Source organism: Brevundimonas denitrificans, from assembly GCF_030160755.1.
Lineage (GTDB): Bacteria > Pseudomonadota > Alphaproteobacteria > Caulobacterales > Caulobacteraceae > Brevundimonas > Brevundimonas denitrificans.
On record NZ_BSOY01000004.1, the window covers coordinates 25,184 to 40,402 of the forward strand.

Consider the following 15,219-nt stretch of genomic DNA (forward strand, 5'->3'; position numbering starts at 1 on the left):
ATTCGCCAGTCCTGTCCCGAACGTGCGCCGCATATAGAAGCCCCCACGCGAGAGTCAACTATTCGTGTGCCCGGAGTCAGGGGTTGGAATTATCTAACCGAACGTTAATAGTCCGCATCGGGAAGGGCTGAGTAGGGGTGCTGGAATGCTGCGAACGCTTGCCGTCGCGACGCTGACAGTCGCATGTCTGGCTGCGGGTCCGGGTCGGGCCGAGATGAATTCCGTTTTCGGCAATACCGTCGTTTCGCGCTACCCGGACGGCGGCTGGGTCAAACACTGGTTCAATCCTGACGGCACCTATGCGGCGCAGTTTTCCGACGGCCGTCGGCTGGCGGCGCGCTGGTCGGTCGCGGGCGAGCAGGTCTGCCTGACCAATATGCGGCCCTATATGCTGATCCCGCGATTCTGCACCCAGATGGTCGAGGCCGAGGTCGGCCAGACCTGGCATTCCCGCGATCCGCTGGGCCGCCGGGTCCAGAATGTGCTGGTCGCGGGCCGGAACCCGTAACATCCGATATCCCCCACGGGTTGCGCGCCCTCGCTGGACGGCGTTGCAGGGGTAGCGTGAGAAGCTGAAGCCTCGGGGGAGGGTGTGTGCGTCTGTTCCTGATCGCCCTGACGGCCGCTTTCGCCGTGTGGCTGCCGCGCGCGCCCGCCGAGGGCAGCGAGGTTCCCTATTTTCCCCGCGCGACGGCGCAGGCGGGTCAGGCGATCCTGGCGACGCCGCCGGGGCGCTACGGTTCGATCCAGCACGGCCGGACGCCGCTGCCGCCCAGAGCCATCGCCCTGACCTTCGATGACGGCCCCAGTTCCCTGTACAACAGCCGGGTGCTGGACATCCTCGACGAGCGGGGAATCAAGGCGACCTTCTTCTTCGTCGGCCAGTATGTGAGGGCCAATCCCGAACAGGTGCGCGAGGTCGTGCGCCGGGGCCACAACGTCGCCAGCCACAGCTGGTCGCACCCGACCTATCTCCGCTACTGGGCCCGCGAGGCCCAGGTCAGCGAGGTGCGCCGGAGCTATGCCGCCCTTGAGGCCGCCCTGGCCGACGCCCCGCCCGGGGAGCGCGCCCGGATCGAGCCGATGTTCCGGTTTCCGGGTCTCGGCGAGGGCGCATACATGGCCGACTGGCTGAACCAGCGGGGCGTCATCGTCGTCTCGGCCGAGGCCGGCACCGACGACTGGCGCGGCTATTCCGCCGAATCGATCACCCGGATCACCCTCAACGCGATGGAGAGCAACCAGGGCGGCGTGCTGATCCTGCACGAAACCCGGCCGCAGATGATCCAGGCCCTGCCGGGCCTGCTGGACGAACTGACCGCGCGGGGCTTCACCTTCGTCCAGATCACGGCGGGGCCGGAAGGACGCGCACAGGCGCTGGCGGCCGAGGATGCGGTGTTGACGCTGCGGTGACGGGAGCCGGTTCACACCGGCGGGGCCGCGCCATTCCCTGAATTCGATTTCAAAGGGAATGGCGCGAGTGACGGGACTCGAACCCGCGACCTCCGGCGTGACAGGCCGGCACTCTAACCAACTGAGCTACACCCGCGTATTCCCGACGCGAAGCAGTGCTCCGCGGCGAGGGGCGTCGTTTAGGCGGGGGGGCCTCGCACTGTCAAGCGCGTCCGGGAATGAAATCGACGATCAGCGCGTCACGGCTCCCGGACCCGCCACGGCGGCGGCTTCCGGCGGCGCGACCGGGCCCGTTATGCCGCCGTCCGCGGGCAGCTGGACGGCGACCGCAGGGGGCGGCGGCGTGTAGTGAACGCCGACCCCCGGCCCCAGCGGCAGATCCAGTGCCACCCACAGCGCCACCATGGACAGGCCTGCGATCAGGAAGGCGCCGGCGTAGGGCAGCATGGTCGACATCAGCGAGCCGAGGCCAAACCTCGGGTCCCAGCGCTGGGCGAAGGTCAGGATGAGGGGGAAGTAGCTCATCAGCGGGGTGGCGATGTTGGTCACCGAATCGCCCATGCGGTAGGCGGCCGTGGTCATCTCGGGGCTGATGCCCAGCAGCATGAACATGGGCACGACAATCGGGGCGAGGGCCGACCATTTGGCCGAGGCCGAGCCGACGAACAGGTCGAAGAAGCAGGACACCAGGACGACGCTGATCAGCAGCAGGGGGGCGGGCATGTTGATCTGCCGCAACTGCTCGGCGGCGTTGATGGCCAGGATCGGCCCCAGCCCTGACCAGTTGAACATCGCCACGAAATGGGCGGCGAAAAAGACGAGCACGAGATAGGGGGCGAGCTGGACGATGCCTTCGCGCATCATGCGCACGAGATCCCGGTGGCTGGTCACGCTGCGCGATCCGACGCCGAACGCCGCGCCGGACAGGAAGAAGGTCAGGGCGAAGAAGGCGGCCAGGGACTTGTAGAGCGGGTTGAACCGTTGCGCCGGCTCGGCTTCCGGATCGATGAAGGGCGAGCCGGGCAGGGCGGTGATGAGCGCCCAGACGGCGATCATGGCGAGGATGGTCAGGCCGGCGAAGGCGAGGCCGCGTTTCTCGTCCGCGGTCACGACCTGCTTCTCGTCCGCCGTCGCGGCGGGCGCGTCCTTCGGAGTCCAGGGGCCAAGGCGGGGCTCGATGATCCGGTCGGTGATGAACCAGACGATCGGGGTGAAGACCAGCACGACGCCGACGATGAAGAACCAGTTGCCGGCGATGTTCACGGAATAGGACGGATCGATCAGATGCGCCGCCGGCTCGGTGATGCCGAGCAGCAATGCGTCCTGCGCGCCGGGAAAGAGATTGCCCGCATAGCCGCCCGACACCGCGGCGAAGCCGGCTGCCAGGCCCGCCAACGGATGCCGTCCGACGGCGGCGAAGATCACGGCGGCCAGCGGAATGACCACGACATAGGCTGCGTCCGAGGCGTGGTGCGAGACCATGCCGGTAATGACGATGACCGGCGTCAGAATCACCTTGGGGGCGTTCAGCAGGGCGGCGCGGATGGCGGTGGTGAAAAGGCCGCTGCGCTCGGCTACGGAGGCGCCGTAGATGATGGTGACCACGATCCCCAGGGGCGGAAAGTCGGTCAGGGTCGAGGGCATGCCGATGATCAGCCGCTCGAGATTGGCGGGCGACAGCAGGCTGGCGGCTTCCAGCGTGTCGCCCGTCACCGGATTGACCGCGGACCAGCCCAGACCGGCCCCGACCAAGCTCAGGACGACCAGGCCGCCGATCAGCCAGAGGAACAGAAAGACGGGATCCGGCAGCTTGTTGCCAATGCGTTCGATGCCGTTCAGCACCCGGCTTCCAATGGTCATGCGTCCCTCCCGGACGGTCTTCAGATCAGCCGGTCATAGGGCGGGAGGGGGCGTCGCGAGGCAAGGCGTCGGGCCTGCGACATGCTGTCCCCAAATCTGCGAACCATTCTCAAGAAAAACCTTTCGTCACATGGGTTTGAACGGGCGCGGTTCCAAGGCTAGAAAGCGCCGAATCCGCCCCTCCCTTTGACGGCGGACAAGGTCCCTTCCGGATGAATGCATTCCTGCTCGAATATCTGCCGATCGTGATCTTTCTCGGGATCGCGGCGGTTCTCGGCCTCGGCTTCATGCTGGCGGCCTGGGTCCTGGCCCCGAAGAACCCCGACTCCGAGAAACTGTCGGCCTATGAATGCGGCTTCAACGCCTTTGACGACGCGCGCATGAAGTTCGACGTGCGCTTCTATCTGGTGTCGATCCTGTTCATCATCTTCGACCTCGAGGTGGCCTTCCTGTTCCCGTGGGCGGTGTCGATGTTCGACCTGTCCCGCTCGGGCATGGTGTTCGCCTTCTGGTCGATGATGGTCTTCCTCGGCGTGCTGACCGTCGGTTTCATCTACGAATGGAAGAAGGGCGCGCTCGAATGGGAGTGACGACCAATACCGTCCCGCTGATCGGGGTCGGCAACCAGGGCGCTTCGCCCGTGGGGCCGGCGTCCTCGCGGCTGGCCACGCCGATGAGCACGACCATGTTCAACACCGGCGCCCGGTCGTCGGTGGAGGGCTATGATCCGGCCATCCACGACAAATTCTTCGAGGCCGTGAACGCCGAACTGGGCGAGCGCGGCTTCATCACCACCTCGCTGGACGACGTCATCAACTGGGCCCGGACGGGCTCGCTGATGTGGATGACCTTCGGTCTCGCCTGCTGCGCCGTCGAGATGATGCAGGCCTCGATGCCGCGCTTCGACATGGAGCGGTTCGGCATGGCCCCGCGCGCCAGCCCGCGCCAGTCGGACCTGATGATCGTGGCCGGCACCCTGACCAACAAGATGGCTCCGGCCCTGCGCAAGGTCTACGACCAGATGCCGGACCCGCGCTATGTGCTGTCCATGGGCAGCTGCGCCAACGGCGGCGGGTACTATCACTACAGTTACAGCGTCGTTCGCGGCTGCGACCGGGTCGTGCCGGTGGACGTCTATGTTCCCGGCTGTCCGCCGACGGCGGAGGCGCTGCTGTACGGGCTGCTTCAGCTGCAGAAGAAGATCCGCCGCACCGGGACGATCGACCGATGACCGCGCTGGCCCGTATCCAGGAGATGGAAACCGCCCTGACGCCGCTGGGCGCAGAGATGGTGGGCGCTCTGGGCGTCGAGGCGCAGGTGGCGTTCGGCGAACTGACGCTGATCACCGACCGCGACAGCATCATCGAGGTGCTGACGGCGCTGAAGGAGCGGTTCGGCTTCCAGCAGCTGCTCGACATCTGCGGCGTCGACTTCCCGGACCGCGAGGAGCGGTTCGAGGTGGTCTATCATCTGCTGTCGATGACGCGGAACGCGCGCGTGCGGGTCAAGCTGACCACGGACGAGGTCCAGCCGGTGCCCAGCGCCGTGGACGTCTTCCCCTGCGCCGACTGGTTCGAGCGCGAGGCGTTCGACATGTACGGCATGCTGTTCTCGGGCCACCCCGACCTGCGCCGGCTGCTGACCGACTATGGCTTCCAGGGGCATCCGCTCCGCAAGGACTTCCCGATGACCGGGTATGTCGAAGTGCGTTACGACGAGGAGCAGAAGCGGGTTGTGTATGAACCCGTCAAACTGACCCAGGAGTTCCGGAACTTTGATTTCCTGTCGCCCTGGGAAGGCGCCGAATATCCGGCGACCATCCTGCCCGGCGATGAGAAGGCGGGATGATCCATGAAGATGAATCGCGCGGCCATCCGTTCAGCGTCGTCCTTCTTTCTGGTGACGTTTTCGACGGCCTTCCTGTTCACGCTCGGCGCGCGGCTGACCGGCTGGTTCACGCGGGCGCCCGAGGTGGAGCCGGCGCAGCTGCAGTCGCTGGGCGTGGCCATCATGGTCGCCGTGGTCTGTCTGGCGGTCGGGGCGGGCATCCGTCGCCTGTCGGCCGGCGAGCTGCAGAGCGCGCTGCTGGGCGCTTCGGCGGTGCTGCTGTCGACGCCCTTGGCGCTGGCGGTGCTGACCGGCAACTGGGAGCTTTCGACCGCCGCGGTCTCGGGCATGGGCGTGCTGACGCTGGCGCTCGGCTGGCTGGTGGCGCTGACCCGCAAGGGTCGTTTGCACGACGAGGATTCCGTTGATGGCTGACGGCCACGCCCCCACGACGCCGATCGGCGCCACAGACATCTTCGACGACGGCCTGACCGACCACGCCCGGGCGCTGGACGACCGGAAGTTCACGATCAATTTCGGCCCGCAACATCCGGCCGCGCACGGCGTGCTGCGTCTGGTGCTGGAGCTGGACGGCGAGCTGGTGACGCGCGTCGACCCGCACATCGGCCTGCTGCACCGCGGCACCGAAAAGCTGATGGAGGCCCGCACCTACCTCCAGAACGTGCCCTATCTGGATCGCCTCGACTATGTCGCGCCGATGAACCAGGAGCACGCCTTCTGCCTGGCCATCGAAAAGCTGCTGGGCGTGGACGTGCCATACCGGGCCCAGCTGATCCGGGTGCTGTATTCCGAGATCGGCCGCATCCTCTCGCACCTGCTGAACGTGACCACCCAGGCCATGGACGTCGGCGCCCTGACGCCGCCGCTGTGGGGCTTCGAGGAACGCGAGAAGCTGATGGTGTTCTACGAGCGCGCCTCGGGCGCCCGTCTGCACGCCAACTATTTCCGGCCCGGCGGCGTCCATCAGGACCTGCCCAATGACCTGATCGACGACATCGGCCGCTGGTGCCGCGAGTTCCCGGCGGCGCTGAAGGACATCGAGTCCCTCGTCACGGAGAACCGCATCTTCAAACAGCGCAACGTCGACATCGGCGTGGTGTCGAAACAGCAGGCGCTGGACTGGGGCTTCACCGGCGTGATGCTGCGCGGCTCGGACATTCCGTGGGACCTGCGCAAGTCGCAGCCCTACGAATGCTACGCCGACCTCGAGTTCGACATCGCCGTCGGCAAGAACGGCGACTGCTGGGACCGCTATCTCTGCCGCATCGAGGAGATGAAGCAGTCGGTGCACATCATGGAGCAGTGCATCCACAAGCTGCGCAACTGCCCCGGCGAGCCGGTGATGACCGAGAACAACAAGATCGTCCCGCCGCGGCGCGGTGAGATGAAGCGGTCGATGGAAGCGCTCATCCACCACTTCAAACTCTACACCGAGGGCTTCCGCACGCCCGAGGGCGAAGTCTATGCGTCGGTCGAGGCGCCCAAGGGGGAGTTCGGCATCTATCTGGTCTCGGACGGCACCAACAAACCCTATCGGGTCAAGATTTCGGCGCCGGGCTTCCGCTCGCTGCAGGCCATGGACTGGATGAATCGCGGCCACATGCTGGCCGATGTGAGCGCCATCCTCGGCTCGCTCGACATCGTGTTCGGCGAGGTGGACCGATGAGCGGCTTCGTCGTCGATCCGATTTTCACCCAGATGCAGGCGATCGCCTTCGCCGGCCTGCTGACCTTCGCTCTCGTCTTGCAGGTGGTGTTCTCACCGAAGCGGCGCGCGATCATGGGCGGGATGAAATTCGCCGTGGCCAGCGCCGTGGTCGCGGCCCCGGGGCTGGCGGGCGTGACGTTCGTGCGCGGCGCGTACCGTCTTGGCTATCTGGAAGAGGGGCGCGGCTTCTGGGAGGCCAATCTGCGTTCGCTCGTCTGGATGAGCGGCGCGATCTTCGCGGGCCAGATGGCCGTACGCTTTCTGCCGCCGATGTCGTGGCTGTCGCGTGATCTGGGAAATGCCGGCCGCGCCGTGTGGAGCGAGCGCCTGGGCCGCTGGATGGGTAAGCAACAATGAGCGTGCGTCGTCTCGCCAAGGTACAGCCGGCCTCGTTCGCCTTTTCGAAGGCGACGAAGGCAAAATGTGATTGGTGGATCGCCAAATATCCGGCCGACCGTCGCCAGTCGGCGGTGATCCCGATCCTGTGGCTGGTGCAGAAACAGGAGGGCTGGTGCCCGGAGCCGGCGCTGCGCGCCATCGCCGAGCTGCTGGGCATGCCCTACATCCGGGTGCTGGAGGTCGCGACCTTCTACACGATGTTCATGCTGGAGCCGGTCGGCTCGGCCGCCCTGATCCAGGTCTGCGGCACCACGCCCTGCATGCTGCGCGGCGCGGGCGAGCTGATGGATGTCTGCAAGAAGAAGATCGGTCCCAAGGACGTGTTGAGCGCCGACGGCCGCTTCACATGGCAGGAGGTCGAATGCCTCGGCGCCTGCGCCAATGCGCCGATGGCCCAGATCAACGACTACTATTTCGAGGACCTGACCGCCGACAGCATGGCGCAGATCATCGACGACTTCGCCGCCGGCAAGAAGCCGAAGCCGGGCAGCCGCATCGGCCGCACCAGTTCGGAGCCGGAAGGCGGGGCGCTGACCCTGACCGATCCGAAACTCTATGACGGCTCGGCCGCGAAGAAGATCAAGAAGCTGCCGAACTCCGATCCGGTGACGGCATGACCCGGCCTGATCTGACCGACGACGCCAAGGTCGCGGCCTATCGCTCGGAGCTGCGGCTTGTCGGGCGCAGCCAGCGTCTGGCCGGATTCGCCCTGGTCGTCGGCGGGGCGATCGCCGTCTGGGCCGCGGGCTACGCCGGCGGCGCAGGGCCGATGGTGCAGTGGGGCGGCTATGCGGCGCTGGCCCTGGGCTGGGCCCTGATGCTCGCCGCCATCTTCCTGCGCACCCGCTATCACCGCCAACGCATGCGGGAGACGAACTGAACCATGGTCGGCATCCTCGAAGACAAGGACCGCATCTTCACCAACCTCTACGGCTTCCACGACTGGACGCTGGAGGGGGCGAAGTCGCGCGGCGCGTGGAACGCGACCAGGGACATGCTCGACCTCGGGCGCGACTGGATCATCGCCAACGTCAAGAACTCGGGCCTGCGCGGACGCGGCGGCGCGGGCTTCGGCACGGGGCTGAAATGGTCCTTCATGCCGAAGGAGGTGAAGGACCGGCCGCACTATCTGGTCGTCAACGCCGACGAATCCGAACCCGGGACCTGCAAGGACCGGGAGATCATGCGCCATGATCCGCAGCTGCTGATCGAAGGCTGCCTGATCGCCAGCTTCGCGATGCAGGCGCACGCCTGCTACATCTATCTGCGCGGCGAATATGTGCTGGAACGCGAGCGCATGGAGGCGGCGGTCAAGCAGGCCTATGAGGCGAAGCTGATCGGCAAGAACAACGTCCATGGCTGGGATTTCGACGTCTACATCCACCACGGCGCCGGGGCCTATATCTGCGGCGAGGAGACGGCTCTGCTGGAGTCGCTGGAGGGCAAGAAGGGCCAGCCGCGGCTGAAGCCGCCGTTCCCGGCGGGCGCCGGTCTGTACGGCTGTCCGACGACGGTGAACAACGTCGAGTCGATCGCGGTGGTGGGCACCATCCTGCGCCGCGGGGCCGAGTGGTTCGCGGGCTTCGGCCGGCCGAACAACACCGGCACCAAGATCATGTCCATCAGCGGCCATGTGAACCGGCCGTGCAATGTCGAGGAGGCGATGTCGATCCCGCTGCGTCAGCTGCTGGAAGACCATTGCGGCGGCGTGCGCGGCGGCTGGGACAATCTGAAGGCCATCATACCGGGCGGCTCGTCGGTGCCGTTGATCACGCGCGAGATGTCCGAGACCGCGCTGATGGATTTCGACTCCTTGCGCGAAATGCGCTCGGGCCTCGGCACGGCGGCGGTGATCGTCATGGACCAGTCGACCGACCTGGTCCGCGCCATCGCCCGCATCAGCTATTTCTACAAGCATGAGAGCTGCGGCCAGTGCACGCCGTGCCGCGAGGGCACGGGCTGGATGTGGCGGGTGCTTGAGCGGATGGCCGTCGGCGAGGCCGACCCTTCCGAGATCGACCTGCTGCTGGAGGTCTCGACCCAGATCGAGGGTCACACCATCTGCGCCCTCGGCGACGCCGCCGCCTGGCCCGTTCAGGGCCTGATCCGGCATTTCCGGCACGAGATCGAGGAGCGGATTTCCTCCTACCGCAGCCGCCGCGCGAATTTCGCCGGCCATGCGATCGCGGCGGAGTAGGGATGCGCGCCGCCGCCGTCATCGTCGTAACCGCTCTGACCCTCGCCGCCTGCGGTGAGCGGGCCGAGAAGGCTGCGCCGACTTCGGCAGACGCCGCGCCGGTGGCGCCCGCCGCCTCCGCGCCCCCGGCCACGCCCGTCGCCCTGACCGACGCCGATCTGCGCCGCGTCTGCCGCGCCGGACTGGCGGCCATTCACGGGCAGGACGAGGAGTCGATCACGATCGACGCGCTGAACGGCCCCATCGTAAACGTCTCCTGGCGGGCTCCGGTCGACGGCGGACGCCGGCGGGCCCAGTGCCGGGTCGACGGCGATCTGGTCGTCTGGAAACCCGCGGATCGCACCAGCCCCATAGACGACCGCTGGATGAACCAGGCCGGCGATCCGGTGACGCGCTTCGTGCTCGACGGCGAGCGGGTGACGATCACCCAGACCCTGCCTGACAGCGGTGCGGTTGCAGACGTTCAGGGGCAGGGCTGATGCGCGGCAAGGTCCTCAGTTACGACGACTACACCGGTTCCGGCCTGATCAGCGGCGACGACGGCGTGCGCTACACCTTCACGCGCGGCGGCCTGATGGGCGGAGCGCGCGAGGCGTTTCCGGGCTCGACGGTCGATTTCGAGATCGCGAACGGCACAGCCGCCAACATCTACATCATCGGCGGCGCGCCGCTGAACCTGTCGGGCGACAAGAACCGGATCGTGGCCGCCTTGCTGGCCTTCGTTCTCGGCGGGATCGGCATCCACAAATTCTATCTCGGCAAGACGACGGCCGGGGTGCTGATGCTGCTGGGCGGTACGGTCGGCTGGATCACCTTCGGCTTCGTTCCGGCGCTCGTCTATCTGATCGCCTTCATCGAATTCATCATCTACCTGCTCAAGACCGACGGCGACTTCCACCGCGACTATGTCGCGGGGAACAAGTCCTGGTTCTGATCCGGTTCGCTTAGAGAAACGCAGAGGTCGCGGCGAATGCCCATCGCGAAAGTCAACGGCGTAGAGGTCGAGTTCGAGCCCGGGATGACCGTGCTCCAGGTCGCCGAACGCGCCGGACAGGAGATTCCGCGCTTCTGCTATCATGAGCGGCTGTCGATCGCCGGCAACTGCCGCATGTGCCTGGTCGAGGTGAAGCCCGGACCGCCGAAGCCGCAGGCTTCGTGCGCCCTGCCGGCCGCCGAGGGGCAGGAGATCTTCACCGACACGCCGATGGTCAAGAAGGCCCGCGAAGGGGTGATGGAGTTCCTGCTCATCAACCACCCGCTGGACTGCCCGATCTGCGACCAGGGCGGCGAGTGCGACCTGCAGGACCAGGCCATGGGCTATGGCCGCGACGGTTCCCGCTATGCGGAGAACAAGCGCGCGGTCGAAGAAAAGAACATGGGTCCGACCATCAAGACCTTCATGACGCGGTGCATCCAGTGCACCCGCTGCGTGCGGTTCGTGACGGAGGTGGCGGGCGTGCCGGACATCGGCATGATCTCGCGCGGCGAGGACGCCGAGATCACCACCTATCTGGAGAAGGCGGTCGACAGCGAGCTGTCGGGCAATGTCAACGACCTGTGCCCCGTCGGCGCACTGACCCACCGGCCGTGGCAGTACCACTATCGTCCGTGGGAGCTGAAGAAGACCGAGACCATCGACGTCATGGACGCGCTGGGATCGAACATTCGCGCCGACGCCAAGGGCGCCGAGGTGATGCGCATCCTGCCGCGCGTGAACGAGGGCATCAACGAGGAGTGGCTGTCCGACATCAGCCGCTACGCCGTCGACGGCCTGCAGCGCCAGCGGCTGGACAAGCCGTATGTGCGCGAGAACGGCAAGCTGCGCGCGGCGTCGTGGGACGAGGCCCTCGGCATTGTGGCGGCGAAACTGAACGCCGCGGCTGCGGACCGGATCGGCGTCATCGCCGGCGACCTCCAGGACGCGGAATCGATGAAGGCGGCGCTGGACCTGTTCCGGGCGCTGGGATCGGCCAATACCGACTGCCGTCAGGACGGCTCTGCGCTGGGTTACGGCCCGCGTGAGGGCTGGCTGTTCAACTCGGGCCTCGCGGGCGTCGAGAACGCCGACGCCGTGCTGATCGTGGGCGCCAATCCGCGCACCGAGGCGCCGTTGCTGAACACCCGCCTGCGCAAGGCCTGGCTGGCCGGCAAGACCGAGATCGGCCTGATCGGCGAACAGGCCGACCTGACCTATGACTACAGCTGGCTCGGCGCCGGCTCGAAGACCCTGGCCAAGCTGCCCAAGGCGGCTATGGACTTCCTGACCAAGGCCGAGCGGCCGGCGATCATCGTCGGCGCGGGCGCCGTGTCGGGCTCCGATGGCGCGGCCGTGCTGAACGCGCTCGGCGCGCTGGCGAAGAAGGTCGGCGTGGTCGCGGATGGCTGGAACGGTTTCAACGTGCTGCACAGCGCGGCGTCGCGGGTAGCCGGTCTCGACATGGGCTTCGTCCCGGGCGAGGGCGGCAAGACGGCGGCCGAGATGGCGGCCAAGGGCGCGCTGGATGTGCTGTTCCTGCTCGGCGCCGACGAGATCGACCTGTCGAAGTCCGGCGCCTTCCGCGTCTATCTGGGCAGCCACGGCGACCGCGGGGCGCACGGCGCGGACGTGATCCTGCCGGGCGCGGCCTACACCGAGAAGTCGGGCCTGTACGTCAATACCGAGGGTCGCGTGCAGATGGCCGAACGGGTCGTCTTCCCCAAGGGACAGGCCAAGGAAGACTGGGCTGTGCTGCGCGCCCTGTCGGCCATGGTCGGCCACACCCTGCCGTACGACACGCTTGACGCCCTGCGTTCGAAACTGATGGCGGACCATCCGACGTTTGGACGGATCGACTACCTGCCGGCGCCGGCGTCGTTCGATGTCGGTTCGCTGGGCAGGAAGGGCGATCTGGGCGACGCCAGCTTCGTGTCGTCCGTGCGCAACCCCTATCTGAACAACCCGATCACGCGCGCCAGCGTGACCATGGCCGAGCTGTCCGCCCTGCGGATCGCCCCGGTCGCGATGGCGGCGGAGTAAGGCGCGATGGACTTCTGGACCACTCCTCTCGGCTGGACCCTCGCCACCGCCGGCGGCATCCTGCTCGTCACCGTCGGCATCCTGATCTCGCTGGCCTTCCTGCTGCTGGCCGACCGGAAGATCTGGGCCGGCGTGCAGATGCGCAAGGGCCCGAACGTCGTCGGGCCGTTCGGCCTGCTGCAGTCGTTCGCTGACTTCTTCAAGTTCGTGCTGAAGGAAATCATCGTGCCGGCCGGGGCCGACAAGGTGGTCTTCCTGCTGGCGCCGTTGCTGACCTTCATCCTCGCCTTTATCGCCTGGGCGGCCATTCCGTTCGCGCCGGGCTGGGTCATCTCCGACCTCAATGTCGGCATCCTGTACATCTTCGCGATCAGTTCGCTGGGCGTGTACGGCATCATCATGGGCGGCTGGGCTTCGAACTCGAAGTATCCGTTCCTCGGCTCGCTGCGGTCGGCTGCGCAGATGGTGTCCTATGAGGTCTCCATCGGTCTGGTGATCATCAACGTCATCCTGCTGGCCGGGTCGATGAACCTGACCTCGATCGTGACCCAGCAGCAGGGCATGTTCTGGAACTGGTTCGCTTTCGGCGGCGGGGCCGGGACCTGGCCGACCATCGCGGTGATGTTCCCGATGGCCATCATCTTCTTCGTCTCGGCCCTGGCCGAGACCAACCGCCCGCCGTTCGACCTGCCCGAAGCGGAGTCCGAGCTCGTGGCCGGCTATCAGGTCGAATACAGCTCGACGCCCTACCTGCTCTTCATGATCGGCGAATACGCCAACATCGTCTTCATGTGCGCCATGATCACCCTGCTGTTCTTCGGCGGGTGGAATCCGGGCGTGCCGCAGGACTGGCTGGACGCCCTGCCGGGCTGGCTGGAGCAGGCGATCTATCTGGTCACCTTCTTCGGCAAGACCGTGTTCTGGTTCTGCATGATCGCCCTCGTGAAGGCCTTCGTGCCCCGCTACCGCTATGACCAGCTGATGCGTCTGGGCTGGAAGATCTTCCTGCCGACCTCGCTCGTCTGCGTCGTCGTAGTCGCCGCCTGGCGCGTGTTCGCGGTGGGTTCATGAGCCGGACCCTGACCCTCCTGCTGGCTGCCGCGACACTGTCGGCCTGCGCGCCTTACGAGCCCGAGCCCGTCTCGCCGTATCAGTGGCAGCAGCGGCAGGAACGTATCGAGCGGCAGGAGGCCGAGCGCCTGCGCCGCTGCGAAACCATGGACCAACAGAGCGAGCGTTACGCCCGCGAGTGCGCGCGCACCGGAGCCAGCCAGTAATGTTCAACCGTCTCGTCCAGGCCGCGAAGGGCGCGCTTCTGATCGACGCCGTCGGCGCGATCGGCCTGTCGCTGAAATACATGGCCCGTCCCAAGGCCACGGTGAACTATCCGTTCGAGCGCAATCCGCAGTCGCCGCGCTTCCGGGGCGAGCACGCCCTGCGCCGCTATGCGAACGGCGAGGAACGCTGCATCGCCTGCAAGCTGTGCGAGGCCATCTGCCCGGCCCAGGCCATCACCATCGAGGCCGAACCGCGCGCCGACGGCAGCCGCCGCACGACCCGCTACGACATCGACATGGTCAAATGCATCTACTGCGGACTGTGCGCGGAAGCCTGCCCGGTGGACGCGATCGTCGAAGGCCCGAACTCGGAATTCACCGTCGAGACGCGGGAAGAGCTGCTCTACGACAAGGACCGGCTGCTCGCCAACGGCGACCGCTGGGAACGACTGATCGCGAAGAATCTGGAACTCGACGCGCCTTACCGTTAAGGCGCAGACGCTGAACAGGACGGCGATTCCGAAGGGGATCGTCCTCCACTAACCGAAAGGGGCCGAGGCCTCCGATGTTGCAAGGCATTGCCTTCTATCTGCTGGCCACGGTGGCCGTGCTGGGCGGCCTGATGGTCGTCACGGCGAAGAACCCCGTGCACAGCGTGCTGTGGCTGATCCTGGCCTTCTTCTCGTCGGCGGGGCTGTTCGTCCTGCTGGGCGCGGAGTTCCTGGCGATGCTGCTGGTGGTCGTCTACGTCGGCGCCGTCGCGGTGCTGTTCCTGTTCGTGGTGATGATGCTGGACGTCGACTTCGTGCGCCTGCGCGAGGGCTATGCCCGCTATCTGCCGCTGGCGGCCATTGTCGCCGGCATCCTGCTGGCCGAGATGATCATGATCTCCCTGGCCGTGGTCAGCGGCGGCGCCGCCGCCGACGCGGCCGGACCGGTCGCGGCCACGGCGGACATGTCCAATGTCGAGGCCATCGGGCGTGTTCTGTACACGGACTATGTCTACATCTTCCAGGCGGCCGGGATCGTGCTGCTGATCGCCATGATCGGGGCCATCGTCCTGACCCTGCGCCACAAGCCCAACATCAAGCGCCAGAACGTCGCCCGCCAGGTCGGCCGCGACGCGAAGACGGCCATGGAGGTCAAGTCCGTGACCACCGGCGCCGGCGTGACTCCCGAGGATCTGGTCTGATGGAAATCACCCTGCAGCACTATCTGGCGGTCGCCGCCATCCTGTTCACCATCGGCGTCTTCGGCATCTTCGTGAACCGCAAGAACGTCATCATCATCCTGATGTCGATCGAGCTGATCCTGCTGGCCGTCAACATCAATTTCGTCGCCTTCTCGGCCTATCTCAACGACGTGCAGGGGCAGATCATGGCCATGTTCGTCCTGACCGTCGCCGCGGCCGAAGCCGCCGTCGGCCTGGCCATTCTGGTGACCTTCTTCCGCAACCGCGGCGACATCGCGGTTGACGACGCCTCCGTGATGAAGGGCTGACC

The 15,219-nt window shown here is 66.5% G+C and carries 20 protein-coding genes and 1 tRNA gene; 19 read left to right on the forward strand and 2 right to left on the reverse strand.

The window, feature by feature from the left end; translation table 11 throughout:
• Positions 1-214: 214 nt before the first annotated feature.
• Entirely contained in the window at positions 215-508 is a 294-nt protein-coding gene (locus tag QQJ79_RS01810; protein WP_284220492.1) for a hypothetical protein, read from the forward strand.
• 86 nt (positions 509-594) lie between these two features.
• Positions 595-1,413: a polysaccharide deacetylase family protein gene (locus QQJ79_RS01815; protein WP_284220494.1), complete on the forward strand. Its 819-nt coding sequence runs from the start codon at positions 595-597 to the stop codon at positions 1,411-1,413.
• Between the two features lie 59 nt (positions 1,414-1,472).
• Here the strand turns inward: QQJ79_RS01815 and QQJ79_RS01820 are convergent.
• Positions 1,473-1,549: transfer RNA gene (locus QQJ79_RS01820), tRNA-Asp, on the reverse strand.
• Positions 1,550-1,644: 95 nt separating this feature from the next.
• Positions 1,645-3,273, reverse strand: coding sequence for an AbgT family transporter (locus tag QQJ79_RS01825; protein WP_284220497.1), 1,629 nt, complete (start codon positions 3,271-3,273; stop codon positions 1,645-1,647).
• Positions 3,274-3,485: 212 nt separating this feature from the next.
• On the opposite strand from QQJ79_RS01825, the gene QQJ79_RS01830 reads away from it, so the two are divergent.
• The 17 genes from QQJ79_RS01830 (at position 3,486) to nuoK (ending at position 15,217) form a co-directional block, all read left to right on the forward strand.
• Positions 3,486-3,863: an NADH-quinone oxidoreductase subunit A gene (locus QQJ79_RS01830; protein ID WP_284220500.1), complete on the forward strand. Its 378-nt coding sequence runs from the start codon at positions 3,486-3,488 to the stop codon at positions 3,861-3,863.
• Positions 3,833-4,504 carry a NuoB/complex I 20 kDa subunit family protein gene (locus tag QQJ79_RS01835; RefSeq protein WP_414631325.1) on the forward strand — a complete coding sequence of 224 codons (672 nt, stop codon included), beginning with the start codon at positions 3,833-3,835 and terminating at the stop codon, positions 4,502-4,504. Before QQJ79_RS01830 ends, QQJ79_RS01835 begins: the two co-directional genes overlap by 31 nt.
• A gap of 23 nt (positions 4,505-4,527) precedes the next feature.
• Positions 4,528-5,121: an NADH-quinone oxidoreductase subunit C gene (locus QQJ79_RS01840; RefSeq protein ID WP_284220589.1), complete on the forward strand. Its 594-nt coding sequence runs from the start codon at positions 4,528-4,530 to the stop codon at positions 5,119-5,121.
• A gap of 3 nt (positions 5,122-5,124) precedes the next feature.
• Entirely contained in the window at positions 5,125-5,535 is a 411-nt protein-coding gene (locus QQJ79_RS01845) for a hypothetical protein (RefSeq protein ID WP_284220502.1), read from the forward strand.
• Positions 5,528-6,787 carry an NADH-quinone oxidoreductase subunit D gene (locus QQJ79_RS01850; RefSeq protein ID WP_284220503.1) on the forward strand — a complete coding sequence of 420 codons (1,260 nt, stop codon included), beginning with the start codon at positions 5,528-5,530 and terminating at the stop codon, positions 6,785-6,787. Before QQJ79_RS01845 ends, QQJ79_RS01850 begins: the two co-directional genes overlap by 8 nt.
• Positions 6,784-7,185, forward strand: coding sequence for a hypothetical protein (locus QQJ79_RS01855; RefSeq protein WP_284220505.1), 402 nt, complete (start codon positions 6,784-6,786; stop codon positions 7,183-7,185). Before QQJ79_RS01850 ends, QQJ79_RS01855 begins: the two co-directional genes overlap by 4 nt.
• A complete protein-coding gene (gene nuoE, locus QQJ79_RS01860; RefSeq protein WP_284220507.1) occupies positions 7,182-7,844 on the forward strand; it encodes an NADH-quinone oxidoreductase subunit NuoE in 663 nt (220 codons plus the stop codon). The genes QQJ79_RS01855 and nuoE overlap by 4 nt, the downstream gene beginning before the upstream one ends.
• Complete coding sequence (locus QQJ79_RS01865) at positions 7,841-8,107, forward strand: hypothetical protein (RefSeq protein ID WP_284220509.1); 267 nt, start codon at positions 7,841-7,843, stop codon at positions 8,105-8,107. Before nuoE ends, QQJ79_RS01865 begins: the two co-directional genes overlap by 4 nt.
• Before the next feature lie 3 nt (positions 8,108-8,110).
• Entirely contained in the window at positions 8,111-9,424 is a 1,314-nt protein-coding gene (gene nuoF / locus QQJ79_RS01870) for an NADH-quinone oxidoreductase subunit NuoF (RefSeq protein ID WP_284220512.1), read from the forward strand.
• A 2-nt stretch (positions 9,425-9,426) separates the two neighbouring features.
• Positions 9,427-9,903 carry a hypothetical protein gene (locus QQJ79_RS01875; RefSeq protein ID WP_284220513.1) on the forward strand — a complete coding sequence of 159 codons (477 nt, stop codon included), beginning with the start codon at positions 9,427-9,429 and terminating at the stop codon, positions 9,901-9,903.
• Positions 9,903-10,358 (forward strand): TM2 domain-containing protein, encoded by a 456-nt coding sequence (locus tag QQJ79_RS01880; protein WP_284220515.1) that lies wholly within the window; start codon positions 9,903-9,905, stop codon positions 10,356-10,358. Before QQJ79_RS01875 ends, QQJ79_RS01880 begins: the two co-directional genes overlap by 1 nt.
• Positions 10,359-10,394: 36 nt before the next feature.
• Positions 10,395-12,440, forward strand: a complete 2,046-nt coding sequence (gene nuoG, locus QQJ79_RS01885; protein WP_284220516.1) for an NADH-quinone oxidoreductase subunit NuoG — start codon at positions 10,395-10,397, stop codon at positions 12,438-12,440.
• Between the two features lie 6 nt (positions 12,441-12,446).
• Positions 12,447-13,511 carry an NADH-quinone oxidoreductase subunit NuoH gene (gene nuoH, locus QQJ79_RS01890; protein ID WP_284220518.1) on the forward strand — a complete coding sequence of 355 codons (1,065 nt, stop codon included), beginning with the start codon at positions 12,447-12,449 and terminating at the stop codon, positions 13,509-13,511.
• Positions 13,508-13,717 carry a hypothetical protein gene (locus QQJ79_RS01895; RefSeq protein ID WP_284220520.1) on the forward strand — a complete coding sequence of 70 codons (210 nt, stop codon included), beginning with the start codon at positions 13,508-13,510 and terminating at the stop codon, positions 13,715-13,717. Before nuoH ends, QQJ79_RS01895 begins: the two co-directional genes overlap by 4 nt.
• A complete protein-coding gene (gene nuoI / locus QQJ79_RS01900; protein ID WP_284220521.1) occupies positions 13,717-14,208 on the forward strand; it encodes an NADH-quinone oxidoreductase subunit NuoI in 492 nt (163 codons plus the stop codon). Before QQJ79_RS01895 ends, nuoI begins: the two co-directional genes overlap by 1 nt.
• 74 nt (positions 14,209-14,282) lie before the next feature.
• The gene (locus QQJ79_RS01905) at positions 14,283-14,909 is read left to right on the forward strand and encodes an NADH-quinone oxidoreductase subunit J (RefSeq protein ID WP_284220526.1); all 627 of its coding nucleotides are present in this window, start codon (positions 14,283-14,285) and stop codon (positions 14,907-14,909) included.
• A complete protein-coding gene (nuoK, locus tag QQJ79_RS01910; protein ID WP_055829307.1) occupies positions 14,909-15,217 on the forward strand; it encodes an NADH-quinone oxidoreductase subunit NuoK in 309 nt (102 codons plus the stop codon). The genes QQJ79_RS01905 and nuoK overlap by 1 nt, the downstream gene beginning before the upstream one ends.
• Positions 15,218-15,219: the final 2 nt, after the last annotated feature.

Bases quoted from the DNA above. Each gene is read 5' to 3' on its own strand.
- QQJ79_RS01810 (WP_284220492.1), top strand. From the start codon at position 215: ATGAATTCCGTTTTCGGCAATACCGTCGTTTCGCGCTACCCGGACGGC.
- QQJ79_RS01825 (WP_284220497.1), bottom strand. From the start codon at position 3,273: ATGACCATTGGAAGCCGGGTGCTGAACGGCATCGAACGCATTGGCAAC.
- QQJ79_RS01830 (WP_284220500.1), top strand. From the start codon at position 3,486: ATGAATGCATTCCTGCTCGAATATCTGCCGATCGTGATCTTTCTCGGG.
- QQJ79_RS01835 (WP_414631325.1), top strand. From the start codon at position 3,833: ATGGAAGAAGGGCGCGCTCGAATGGGAGTGACGACCAATACCGTCCCG.
- QQJ79_RS01840 (WP_284220589.1), top strand. From the start codon at position 4,528: ATGGAAACCGCCCTGACGCCGCTGGGCGCAGAGATGGTGGGCGCTCTG.
- QQJ79_RS01845 (WP_284220502.1), top strand. From the start codon at position 5,125: ATGAAGATGAATCGCGCGGCCATCCGTTCAGCGTCGTCCTTCTTTCTG.
- QQJ79_RS01850 (WP_284220503.1), top strand. From the start codon at position 5,528: ATGGCTGACGGCCACGCCCCCACGACGCCGATCGGCGCCACAGACATC.
- QQJ79_RS01855 (WP_284220505.1), top strand. From the start codon at position 6,784: ATGAGCGGCTTCGTCGTCGATCCGATTTTCACCCAGATGCAGGCGATC.
- nuoE (WP_284220507.1), top strand. From the start codon at position 7,182: ATGAGCGTGCGTCGTCTCGCCAAGGTACAGCCGGCCTCGTTCGCCTTT.
- QQJ79_RS01865 (WP_284220509.1), top strand. From the start codon at position 7,841: ATGACCCGGCCTGATCTGACCGACGACGCCAAGGTCGCGGCCTATCGC.
- nuoF (WP_284220512.1), top strand. From the start codon at position 8,111: ATGGTCGGCATCCTCGAAGACAAGGACCGCATCTTCACCAACCTCTAC.
- QQJ79_RS01875 (WP_284220513.1), top strand. From the start codon at position 9,427: ATGCGCGCCGCCGCCGTCATCGTCGTAACCGCTCTGACCCTCGCCGCC.
- QQJ79_RS01880 (WP_284220515.1), top strand. From the start codon at position 9,903: ATGCGCGGCAAGGTCCTCAGTTACGACGACTACACCGGTTCCGGCCTG.
- nuoG (WP_284220516.1), top strand. From the start codon at position 10,395: ATGCCCATCGCGAAAGTCAACGGCGTAGAGGTCGAGTTCGAGCCCGGG.
- nuoH (WP_284220518.1), top strand. From the start codon at position 12,447: ATGGACTTCTGGACCACTCCTCTCGGCTGGACCCTCGCCACCGCCGGC.
- QQJ79_RS01895 (WP_284220520.1), top strand. From the start codon at position 13,508: ATGAGCCGGACCCTGACCCTCCTGCTGGCTGCCGCGACACTGTCGGCC.
- nuoI (WP_284220521.1), top strand. From the start codon at position 13,717: ATGTTCAACCGTCTCGTCCAGGCCGCGAAGGGCGCGCTTCTGATCGAC.
- QQJ79_RS01905 (WP_284220526.1), top strand. From the start codon at position 14,283: ATGTTGCAAGGCATTGCCTTCTATCTGCTGGCCACGGTGGCCGTGCTG.
- nuoK (WP_055829307.1), top strand. From the start codon at position 14,909: ATGGAAATCACCCTGCAGCACTATCTGGCGGTCGCCGCCATCCTGTTC.